At 39.7% G+C, this 3,761-nt stretch carries 4 protein-coding genes; 3 read left to right on the top strand and 1 reads right to left on the bottom strand.

Going from position 1 to position 3,761, the window contains the following annotated elements:
- Positions 1-122 precede the first annotated feature (122 nt).
- Entirely contained in the window at positions 123-821 is a 699-nt protein-coding gene (gene ric / locus NFS43_RS24235; protein ID WP_251555549.1) for an iron-sulfur cluster repair di-iron protein, read from the bottom strand.
- 226 nt (positions 822-1,047) lie between these two features.
- Between ric and NFS43_RS24230 the strand changes: the two genes are divergently transcribed.
- From NFS43_RS24230 to NFS43_RS24220, 3 genes are all read left to right on the top strand, one after another.
- A complete protein-coding gene (locus NFS43_RS24230) occupies positions 1,048-2,313 on the top strand; it encodes a molybdopterin molybdotransferase MoeA (RefSeq protein ID WP_251555548.1) in 1,266 nt (421 codons plus the stop codon).
- Complete coding sequence (gene mobB / locus NFS43_RS24225; protein WP_251555547.1) at positions 2,301-2,837, top strand: molybdopterin-guanine dinucleotide biosynthesis protein B; 537 nt, start codon at positions 2,301-2,303, stop codon at positions 2,835-2,837. Before NFS43_RS24230 ends, mobB begins: the two co-directional genes overlap by 13 nt.
- Before the next feature lie 94 nt (positions 2,838-2,931).
- Positions 2,932-3,660, top strand: coding sequence for a YwiC-like family protein (locus NFS43_RS24220; RefSeq protein ID WP_251555546.1), 729 nt, complete (start codon positions 2,932-2,934; stop codon positions 3,658-3,660).
- The last annotated feature ends 101 nt before the right edge of the window (positions 3,661-3,761 follow it).

Raw genomic sequence — 3,761 nt, 5'->3', positions numbered from 1 at the left:
TTATATCATATTAACGCGGTGAATTAATAAAGAATAAAGATAAAATAAAAGCTGTCGAAGGTTTTTCGACAGCCTGACTATCTTCATTTGTTTTGAAGAGAGTTTTTTTTGCAAAATTGGCATTATGCAATGTATCTAGGGAACAGAATATTATTTTCAAGATGAACATGCATGAAGGTCAATGCCTCAAGTTCTTCCAAACGATTGTATACTAAGCGGTACGTATTGCAAGCATCGGCAGGCAGTGTAAAGTCCGATGTAACAGCACGAATCTGCCGTAGAATCTCACCAGCATGATCATGTTCCTTTTCAAGTTCGATAATAAGATTGATGGCTTGTTCACGGTCTTCTATTGTATTGTCGGCAAGCTTGTGGATTAATGGAAAAACAACTTCCTCTTCTTTAGCCATATGTTCTAGAAGTTCCTTCTTGAATTCATAATAAAGCTCGTAAACTTTCATCAATTCTGGATGATTGAAACCATGCACGCGCGATACTTTTGTAACATAAGGGCTTAGCATTTTCAATTCCTCTTCTGATGCACGATGGTAATTGGCAATGATATGATCTATGATGGTGTTGGAATCAGACTCGGTCCAAACCGCAACATCCTTTTCACTATTGATATTTTTTTCATAAACAACCTTTAATTCATCCAGCAGTGATTCAAGACTAAGCCCGTTTTTCTCAGCAGCTTCCAAAAGCGGAATGTTGCCGCCGCAGCAGAAATCAATGCGGTTACGTTTAAATACATCGCTTGTTTTGGGCAATTGGTTAACTATATCTTTAACTAAGTCAGTTTTTGAAAATGGGAATGTCATATAAATTCCTCCTTAAATATAGATGAGTATTGTTTCTAAACTAAGAATAATCTAATATAAAACGAAACATGGTGACCTAAATCACACTATCTGCGATTAGGATTAATTTTTTTTTTGCCAGGAACAACTGGATTGTGACATTTGCTATGTTGGAAAGTTTTTTATAGGCTTATAATGAATTTAATTGCTTTGTCTGCCAGCAGCTTTTAAGAAGGAGACGATGAGATTGTTTGAAAGAAGACGACCTATTCCCATTGGGGAAGCTGTCAAAAAGATAATGGATTGCCAAGTGAAAGGGAAAGTCGAATACATATCGATTGAACAAAGCTATGGACGATTTTTAGCAGCGGATATAGTGGCAACTTGTGATGTGCCTCATTTTGACCGGGCTCCATATGACGGCTTTGCTGTCAGGTCAATAGATACGATCCAGGCTTCCCAAACAAATTCAGTAGAATTTGAAGTGATTGATCATATAGGGGCAGGAATGGTATCAGAAAAACAGGTAAAAAAATACCAAGCCGTTCGAATCATGACGGGAGCGATGATGCCAAGCGGCACAGATGCCGTTGTCATGTTTGAGTTGGCTCAACCTTATGAGAAGGATGGAAAACCGTACTTTACAATTAAACGCAGCCTAAAGAATGGTGAGAATGTGTCCTTTAGGGGCGAGGATGCCAAAGAAGGAGAGATTCTTGTTAAAAAAGGAACTCTGATCAATCCGGGGATTCAAGCAGTATTGGCCACCTTTGGGTACAGCCAAGTTCCTGCAGCGAAAAAACCTGTTGTCGGTTTGTTTGCCACCGGAACAGAATTATTGGAAGTCGAAGAGCCTTTGATGCCAGGTAAAATCCGGAACAGCAATTCACACATGATTGCCGCGCAGATAGAAAGAGCGGGCGGTGAAGTGAGGTATCTCGGAAAACTGCCAGATGAGTTTGATACCTGCTTTGAGGCGATAAAAAACGCTCTTGATGATTGCGACCTTCTAATTACTACCGGCGGGGTTTCGGTTGGTGATTTTGACTATCTCCCTGAAATCTATGCCAAATTAGGTGCGGAGGTCCTGTTTAATAAAGTAGCAATGCGTCCAGGAAGTGTCACAACTGTCGCAACAATAAACGGAAAAATCTTATTCGGTTTATCCGGTAATCCTTCTGCGTGCTATGTGGGCTTTGAATTATTTGCGCGTCCGATTATTCGGACATTGCTATTTTCATCTAAACCGCATTTGCAAAGAGAATCCGCCATCCTTGAAGCGGATTTTCCAAAAGCAAATCCGTTTACAAGATTTGTCCGGAGTTCGTTATATATTGAGGACGGAAAACTAAAGGTAACGCCAAGTGGATTAGACAAGTCAAATATTATTATGAGTCTTGCTGGCGCAAACTCCTTAACCATTCTTCCCGGTGGGACAAGGGGTTTTACGTCAGGAACCAAAGTAGATGTTCTGATGTTGGAAGACCAGACGGGCAGTGAATGGCCTTGGTAAGTCCTGTCATTTTTCAGGTTGTTGGGTATCAAAATAGTGGAAAAACGACCTTAATTGCCAGGTTGATCCAACTTTTAACAGAGCATGGGGTTAAGGCCGCTGTGATAAAACATCATGGACACGGCGGACAGCCGGATGTTTTAGCTGGAAAGGATTCTGCAAGGCATCTGGAGGCTGGCGCGATTGTTTCCAGTATAGAGGGCGGAGGCAGGCTAATCCTGCAGGCAGATAAGGCAAGCTATTCTTTGGAGAATCAAATTGAACTGCTAAGCTCTTTTCATCCAGATATCATTTTTGTTGAAGGCTACAAAGAGGCGGAGTACCCAAAGCTGCTGCTCTTAAGGAGCACGGACGATCTTTCATTGTTAAGAGTGGTTGGCAATGTGGCAGCAATTGGATATTGGGAGGAACCAATAAAAACTGCAATAGAATCATTAAATAGTTTTAATTTTTTCATCCATGATGAAGCGGCCATTTACGGGCTGGTCAAATTGTTAATAAATCTTGTCAATCAAGAAGGCTGATGCCTTCTTTTTGAATTTTTGTGACGAGGTTCACTTCTTATTGCTAAAGGATGAGCTATAGTAAAGAAAAGCAAGGAAAGGAGTGATACCTGAGATGAAACTTTTTATACCCAAACAGCATGGAGCATGGGCTATGCTGATCATTCCATTTTGGCTTGGAGTTTTCGATGGTGGATTTGTATGGCAGGATGTTCCCTTTTTTATGGGCTGGCTGCTTTTATATTTGGCTACCTATCCAATGCTTCTTTTATTCAAAAGAAAGAAAATGCGGTATTATGCCAAATGGTCCATCATTTATCTGATCATGGCTTTACTATTTCTTTCTTTTCCTCTCTTTCAGGAACCAGCAATTATTTACTTTGGCTTAGTCATGATTCCCTTTTTTGTCATAAATGCATATTTTTCTTCGATTAAACGCGATAGAGCCTTTTTAAACGATATAAGTGCCATCCTGGCATTTTCCATCGCCGCATTGGCAAGCAGTTATTTTGGATCTGGAACGATTACTTTTCATACGATCATTTATTCATGGTTATCCTCGATTTTATTTTTCCTTGGCTGCACCTTTTATGTGAAGACCATGATAAGAGAGAAGACAAGCAGGAAGTATAAATGGTTATCTTGGATCTATCATTTGCTGGTTGTGACCGCGATGCTGGCTCTTGGGAAATGGATTGTCTCATTGGCATTGCTGCCTAGTTTGGCTAGAGCGATTTTATTTTATGGAAAAAAACTATCCCCCAAACAAATAGGCATATATGAAATCATTAATTCCGCAATCTTTTTCATCATTATGGCAATACAAATTATCATCATAAAATAATAAAAATCGGTCATTTGAGACCGATTCAGGCTGTCGAAAAACCTTCGACAGCTTTTATTTTATCTTTATTCTTTATTAATTCACCGCGTTAATATGATATA

The sequence above is a fragment of the Neobacillus muris genome, assembly GCF_943193175.1.
Taxonomy (GTDB): Bacteria; Bacillota; Bacilli; order Bacillales; family Cytobacillaceae; genus Neobacillus; species Neobacillus muris.
Note: the sequence above shows the minus strand (reverse complement) of the source record. Positions and strands in the feature narration are given on the sequence as shown.